The sequence below is a fragment of the Cellulomonas sp. P4_B5_2 genome (genome assembly GCF_056402235.1).
On sequence record NZ_JBFUHU010000007.1, the window covers coordinates 20,837 to 27,297 of the forward strand.

At 72.2% G+C, this 6,461-nt stretch carries 7 protein-coding genes; 2 read left to right on the top strand and 5 right to left on the bottom strand.

Translation table 11 applies throughout. The features are described from left to right. Nucleotides 1-8: 8 nt before the first annotated feature. Together AC1DUQ_RS01025 and AC1DUQ_RS01030 are read right to left on the bottom strand one after the other, a co-directional pair. Nucleotides 9-785, bottom strand: a complete 777-nt coding sequence (locus AC1DUQ_RS01025; protein ID WP_477062439.1) for a metal ABC transporter ATP-binding protein — start codon at nt 783-785, stop codon at nt 9-11. Next, nucleotides 782-1,708, bottom strand: a complete 927-nt coding sequence (locus tag AC1DUQ_RS01030; RefSeq protein ID WP_477062440.1) for a metal ABC transporter substrate-binding protein — start codon at nt 1,706-1,708, stop codon at nt 782-784. The genes AC1DUQ_RS01025 and AC1DUQ_RS01030 overlap by 4 nt, the downstream gene beginning before the upstream one ends. 157 nt (nt 1,709-1,865) lie before the next feature. On the opposite strand from AC1DUQ_RS01030, the gene AC1DUQ_RS01035 reads away from it, so the two are divergent. Then, nucleotides 1,866-3,251: a glycine--tRNA ligase gene (locus tag AC1DUQ_RS01035; RefSeq protein WP_477073284.1), complete on the top strand. Its 1,386-nt coding sequence runs from the start codon at nt 1,866-1,868 to the stop codon at nt 3,249-3,251. Nucleotides 3,252-3,296: 45 nt separating this feature from the next. Here AC1DUQ_RS01035 and AC1DUQ_RS01040 read toward each other — a convergent pair whose 3' ends face one another. Together AC1DUQ_RS01040 and AC1DUQ_RS01045 are read right to left on the bottom strand one after the other, a co-directional pair. Further along, a complete protein-coding gene (locus tag AC1DUQ_RS01040) occupies nt 3,297-4,250 on the bottom strand; it encodes a hypothetical protein (RefSeq protein WP_477062442.1) in 954 nt (317 codons plus the stop codon). Further along, nucleotides 4,247-4,831 (bottom strand): SigE family RNA polymerase sigma factor, encoded by a 585-nt coding sequence (locus AC1DUQ_RS01045; protein ID WP_477062443.1) that lies wholly within the window; start codon nt 4,829-4,831, stop codon nt 4,247-4,249. Before AC1DUQ_RS01045 ends, AC1DUQ_RS01040 begins: the two co-directional genes overlap by 4 nt. Nucleotides 4,832-4,901: 70 nt before the next feature. Here AC1DUQ_RS01045 and dusB point away from each other — a divergent pair, with 70 nt between their 5' ends. Next, a complete protein-coding gene (gene dusB / locus AC1DUQ_RS01050; protein ID WP_477073285.1) occupies nt 4,902-6,086 on the top strand; it encodes a tRNA dihydrouridine synthase DusB in 1,185 nt (394 codons plus the stop codon). A gap of 6 nt (nt 6,087-6,092) precedes the next feature. On the opposite strand, the gene AC1DUQ_RS01055 is transcribed toward dusB, so the two are convergent. Further along, nucleotides 6,093-6,461, bottom strand: a 369-nt coding sequence (locus AC1DUQ_RS01055; protein WP_477073286.1) for a PfkB family carbohydrate kinase, incomplete at its 5' end; no start/stop codon positions are given.

Consider the following 6,461-nt stretch of genomic DNA (forward strand, 5'->3'; position numbering starts at 1 on the left):
CCACGCGGTCACGGGTTCACCTCCACGGACAGCGACGGACCGGAGCGCGGCGGCTCGGGGTCGGGGTGGGCGTGCGTGTGGTCGTGGTGCTCGCCCGCGTGCTCGCCGCGTGCGGCCGGCGGGGCGCCGTCGTGGGCGACCCGGCCGTGCCGGAGCACGACCGCGCGGTCGATCAGCGGTGCGAACGGGCCGAGCTCGTGCAGGATCACCACCACCGTGGTGCCCGCGTCGTGCAGGCGGCTGACCGTGTCCACGAACGTCGCCTGCGTGGGGATGTCGATGCCCGACGTCGGCTCGTCGAGCACCAGCAGGTCCGGGTTGCGGACGAGGGCGCGGGCGATGAGGACGCGCTGCTGCTGGCCGCCGGACATCTCCTGCACGCGCTGGAAGGCCCGGTCGCCCAGGCCGACGTCGGCCAGTGCGGCGAGGGCGCGTCGCCGGTGCCCGCGCGGGGGTCGCAGCGTGCGACCGTGCAGCAGGCCGGAGGACACGACCTCGTAGGCCGTCGCCGGGACGCCGGCGGCGGCGGGCAGCCGCTGCGGCACGTACCCGATGCGGTCCCACGGCGCCGACGGACCCAGGGGTGCGCCGAACAGCCGGACCTCCCCGGAGGTGCGGGGGACCACCCCGAGCAGGGTGCGCACGAGGGTGGACTTGCCGGAGCCGTTGGCGCCGAGCAGCGCGAGGACCTCGCCCGCCGGGACGGCCAGGTCGATGCCGTCGAGGATCGGCTGGCCACCGAGCGTCACGCCGAGGCCGGTCGCCTCGATCACGGGTGTGCTCACGAGCAGGACAATGCCATGCGCAGCGCCTCGAGGTTCGCGGTGGCGATCGAGAAGTAGTCGGCGTCGGGGTCGGCGAGGCCCTCGACGGGGTCGAGCACGGCGGTCGAGATGCCGAGGTCGTCGGCGAGCGTCTCGGCGACCTTGGGGCTGACCAGCGCCTCGAAGAAGATGGTGCTCACGTCCTCGTCGCGCACGATCGTCTCGACGGCCGCCAGTCGGGCGGGCGACGGCTCCGCCTCCGGATCGATGCCGGAGATGCCGACCTGCTCCAGGTCGTACCGGTCAGCCAGGTAGCCGAACGCCTCGTGCGAGGTGACGAACGTGCGGACGTCGCACCGCTGGAGACCGGTCGCATAGGCGGCGTCGAGGTCCTCGAACCGCTGGCTGAGCGCCGCCGCGTTGGCGGCGTACGTGTCGGCGCCGTCGGGGTCGATCTCGGTGAGCGTCGCAGCGACGTCCTCGACCACGGACGGCATCCGGCTGGGGTCGAGCCAGAAGTGGGGGTCGAGATCGCCGTGCTCATGCTCCTCGTGCTCCTCCGCGCTCTCGTCCTCGTGCTCGGCGGGAAGCAGCGTCGTGTCCGACGCGGCGTCGACCACGTGCCCGGGCGAGGTCTGCGCGATCGCGTCGTCGACCGCCTCCTGGAAGCCCGAGAGGTAGACCACCAGGTCGGCGCGATCGATGCGCGACACCTGGGCGGGGGAGAGCTCGACGTCGTGCGGCTCGGCGCCAGGCGGGGTCAGCGACCGCACGGTCACGCGGTCGCCGCCCACCTGCTCGGCGACGAACTGCAGCGGGTAGAACGACGCCATGACGTCGACGGTCCCGTCGTCGGCCCCCGAGGAGCTCGCGCAGCCGGTGAGCACCAGCGGCAGAGCGGCCAGCGGTGCGAGGAGGGCAAGACGACGAGACGTGATGGACATGACGATCATTCTCAGTTGGCCGAGAACCGTTGTCAAAACGGGCTCCGCCGCCGACGGGTAACCTGGGCTGCTCGTGCTCACACCGCGGCCCTCACGGTCGCGGTCCACCCGCCCGCGACACCCAGCCGCGGGCGCCACCACCCTGGAGTGATCGATCGTGGCTGCACCCTCTCGCCTGGACTCCGTCGTCTCCCTTGCCAAGCGGCGCGGGTTCGTCTTCCCGAGCGGCGAGATCTACGGCGGTACCCGGTCGGCGTGGGACTACGGACCGCTCGGCGTGGAGCTCAAGGAGAACATCAAGCGCCAGTGGTGGCGCACGATGGTGACCGGTCGCGACGACATCGTCGGCCTCGACTCCTCGGTCATCCTGCCGCGTSAGGTCTGGGTGGCCTCCGGCCACGTGGGCGTCTTCACCGACCCGCTCACCGAGTGCCTCTCGTGCCACAAGCGCTTCCGCGAGGACCACATGCTCGAGGAGTTCGAGGAGAAGAAGGGCCGCGTCCCCGAGCACGGCCTGGCGGACATCGCCTGCCCGAACTGCGGCACGCGTGGCCAGTGGACCGAGCCCCGCGACTTCAACATGATGCTCAAGACCTACCTCGGCCCTGTCGAGGACGAGTCCGGCCTGCACTACCTGCGGCCCGAGACCGCGCAGGGCATCTTCGTGAACTTCGCCAACGTGAGCACCACGTCGCGCAAGAAGCCGCCGTTCGGCATCGGCCAGATCGGCAAGTCCTTCCGCAACGAGATCACCCCCGGCAACTTCATCTTCCGCACGCGCGAGTTCGAGCAGATGGAGATGGAGTTCTTCGTCGAGCCCGGCACCGACGAGACGTGGCACCAGTACTGGATCGACCAGCGCACCGACTGGTACACCGACCTGGGCATCGCGCGCGAGAACCTGCGGCACTACGAGCACCCGCAGGAGAAGCTGTCGCACTACTCCAAGCGGACCGTCGACATCGAGTACCGGTTCGGGTTCCAGGGCAGCGAGTGGGGCGAGCTCGAGGGCATCGCCAACCGCACGGACTTCGACCTGAAGACGCACACCGAGCACTCCGGCCAGGACCTGTCGGTGTTCGACCAGGCCAAGAACGAGCGCTACGTGCCGTACGTCATCGAGCCGGCCGCCGGACTGACGCGCTCGCTCATGGCGTTTCTGGTCGAGTCCTACTACGAGGACGAGGCGCCCAACACCAAGGGCGGCGTCGACACCCGCACGGTGCTCAAGCTCGACCCGCGCCTCGCGCCGGTCAAGGCCGCCGTGCTGCCGCTGTCCCGCAACGAGTCGCTGTCGCCCAAGGCCCGGGACCTGTCCGCCGAGCTCCGAAAGAACTGGAACGTCGACTTCGACGATGCCGGCGCCATCGGCCGCCGTTACCGCCGCCAGGACGAGATCGGCACCCCGTTCTGCATCACGGTCGACTTCGACACGCTCGACGACCAGGCCGTCACCATCCGGCACCGCGACGACATGACGCAGGAGCGGGTGGCCCTGGACAAGGTCACCGGCTACCTGGCGCAGCACCTCGTCGGCGCCTGACGCACGCTGCAGAGGGCCCCTCGGACCGAGGGGCCCTCTGTCGTGTCAGCCGTCGGTACGGCCACCGATCGACTCGATCGCCGCACGCAGCGCCGTGCCGCCGTCGGGCTGCTCCGCGTAGCACTCCGTGAGAGTCCCGCTGCAGCCGGCGTTGAGGAACGGAGTTCCGTCCGCGCCGACAATCACCGGGAACGCGACGCCTTGCACCCACGCGCCCTCTTCGTCGACCGGACCGACGACGCCGTCGGTCGTGCTGCTGAACGGTGCGATCTGGAGTGCGTAGAGCAGCCGGCCGTCCTGCGTCGGTGCACGGAACGTGGGGACCTCGATGTACTCGAGCGCGTCGTACCTGACCAGGCCCGAGGGAAAGTAGATGACGACGCGCGGGTCGACGATCCCTCGCGGCACCGCCCCGGACAGGACGGTCGGGTTGTCCATGTCGTTGAACCGGTACGTCGTGTCGAGCGTTGACGGATACGTCTTGCCCGCGTAATCGGCGGCGTGGTCGTCGCTGCGCCAGACCAGCGAGGTCCGGCCGAATGTCGGCGCGTCGGCCGCGACCCCGTTGTCGCGTACCACGAGGCCGATGCCGGTGTCCGCGCTCGGGTTGGTGGGGTTGGCTGCGACCTGGTCGCGGTCGAGCACGTCGAGGTCGAACACCAGGCCCGTGTCCCACCACGACCGTCCGTCCGCGTCGACCTGCCGGCCGAGCTCGCTGGTGGCCATGAGTCCAGCGGGCAGCTCGACGACACGGGCGTCCCCGAGGCTCGCCAGCGGCTGCGGTCGCGGTGCGAGGAGTGCCTGCCCACCGAGGACGGCACCGGCGGCCAGGACCGTCACGCCGACGGCAGCGACGACGGCGGTGGCGGACCGCCGGCGTCGGTACAGGTGACCCGCGGAGATCGCGGACGCGGGGTCGAGCGACATCGCCGGCATCGCGACGTCCGCACGGCCGCGCAGGGATCGGACCAGGTCCTCGTCGGACAGGGTGGCGCTCATCGGGCGCTCCTCTCGGTGGTCAGCGCGGTGCGCAGGGTGGCGAGCCCGCGGGACGCGGTGGACTTGACGGTGCCGACGCTGACGCCGAGCTCGGCGGCCACCTCAGCCTCAGGGAGCCCGACGAAGTGCCGCAGGACGACGATCCGGCGCTGGCGGGGTGACAGGAGGGCGAGCGCGCGGACCAGCTGGTCGCGGTCGTCGGAGGGGCCGTGGGTGGCGATCGATCCGGTCTCGGGCAGGTGCTCCGGCGCGGACAGGACCTCGCGGCGGCGTCGTCGCCAGGTGTCGATGCGCAGGTTCACCAGCGTCCGGCGGGCGTAGGCCAGCGGGTCGTCCCGGCGGGCGCGGGACCAGGCGGCGTAGGTGCGGACCAGTGCGTGCTGGACGAGCTCCTCGGCGCGGTGCGCGTCGCCGACCAGCAGCCACGCGGTGCGCAGCAGGTCGGCCGAGTGCGCCTGCATGAACGCGGTGAACTCGGCGTCCGTGTCCTCCGCGGGTCGCATCTGTCCGGTGAGGACGTGCGCCGACTCCTCGCCGACGGCGTCGTCGGGCGGTGCGGGGCGCAGCGGCGCGGGCGGCATGGGGCTCACACCGTAGAAGACGCAGCAGGCCCGTGGAAGGTTGAGTGCGCGGCTGGGTGACAATGGAGCCATGACCCTGACGACTCCTGCGGTTCCGGCGCGCCCCGGCGCCGTGCTGCCGCCGCTGCGCATCGGGCCGCTGACCGTCGACACCCCGGTCGTCCTGGCACCCATGGCGGGCGTCACCAACGCCGCGTTCCGCCGCCTGTGCCGCGAGTCCGGCGCCGGCCTGTACGTCGCCGAGATGGTCACGTCCCGCGCCCTGGTGGAGCGCGGCGAGGAGTCGATGCGGATCATCTCCCACGAGCCCGACGAGCGTCCGCGCTCGGTGCAGGTGTACGGCGTGGACCCCGCGACGGTCGGTGCCGCCGTCCGGCTGATCGCGAGCGAGGACCGCGCCGACCATGTCGACCTGAACTTCGGCTGCCCGGTGCCCAAGGTGACGCGCCGCGGCGGGGGAGCGGTGCTGCCCTGGAAGCGGGACCTGTTCCGCGCGATCATCGCGGCCGCGGTCGACGCCGCCGCGCCCTACGGCGTCCCCGTCACGGTCAAGATGCGCAAGGGCATCGACGACGACCACCTGACCTACCTCGAGGCCGGTCTGGTCGCGCAGGAGGTCGGTGTCGCGGCGGTCGCGCTGCACGCCCGCACCGCCGCCGACTACTACTCCGGCACGGCCGACTGGGACGCGATCGCCCTGCTCAAGCAGACGGTCACCGACATCCCCGTGCTGGGCAACGGGGACATCTGGTCGGCCGAGGACGCCCTCGAGATGGTCGCGCAGACCGGGTGCGACGGCGTCGTCGTCGGCCGCGGGTGCCAGGGCCGTCCGTGGCTGTTCGCGGACCTCGCCGCCGCGTTCGCGGGTTCGGACGCGCGCATCCGGCCGGGGCTCGGCTACGTCGCGACGATCGTCCGCCGGCACGCGGAGCTGATGGTCGAGCACCTCGGCGACGAGGGCAAGGCGCTGCGCGAGATGCGCAAGCACATGGCCTGGTACTTCAAGGGCTACATCGTCGGCGGGGAGACCCGGGCCGCGCTCGGCCTGGTGTCGACGATGGCGGAGCTCGACGAGCGCCTGGCGCGCCTGGACCTCGACCAGGGCTACCCGGGTGCCGGTGCCGAGGGGCAGCGCGGCCGCGCCGGGTCGCCCAAGCGTCCGCTGCTGCCGTACGGCTGGCTGGACTCGCGGGAGCTCTCGGAGGAGTTCGCGAAGGCCCTGCACGAGGCCGAGCTGAGCGTCTCCGGCGGCTGACGGTCGTCAGACGCGGCGGACGGTCACCGTGCGCGCGAGACGGTCGACGGCCGTGATCGTGGCGTCCGGGGCGCCCAGGGCGCGGGTGGTCACCGCGATCGCACCCGCGGCCGACGCGCGCGCAAGGGCGCCCTCGACCGGCAGCCCGTCCAGCACGCCGCTGAGCAGCCCCGCGAGGAAGGCGTCGCCGGCTCCGTTGGTGTCGACCACCTCGGCCACCGGCGCGGCCGGCACCTCGATCCAGCCTGCGGCGTCCAGCGCGAGCGCGCCCGCCGCGCCGTCGCTGCAGACCGCCAGGCGGCACCCGCGCGCGACCGCGTCCGACAGGTAGGCGCGGGGGTCGGGCAGCCGCGCGGCACTCACCAGCAGCACGTC

Coding starts and splice junctions, on each gene's coding strand:
- AC1DUQ_RS01030 (WP_477062440.1), bottom strand. CDS start 1,708: ATGTCCATCACGTCTCGTCGTCTTGCCCTCCTCGCACCGCTGGCCGCT.
- AC1DUQ_RS01040 (WP_477062442.1), bottom strand. CDS start 4,250: ATGAGCGCCACCCTGTCCGACGAGGACCTGGTCCGATCCCTGCGCGGC.
- AC1DUQ_RS01045 (WP_477062443.1), bottom strand. CDS start 4,831: ATGCCGCCCGCGCCGCTGCGCCCCGCACCGCCCGACGACGCCGTCGGC.
- dusB (WP_477073285.1), top strand. CDS start 4,902: ATGACCCTGACGACTCCTGCGGTTCCGGCGCGCCCCGGCGCCGTGCTG.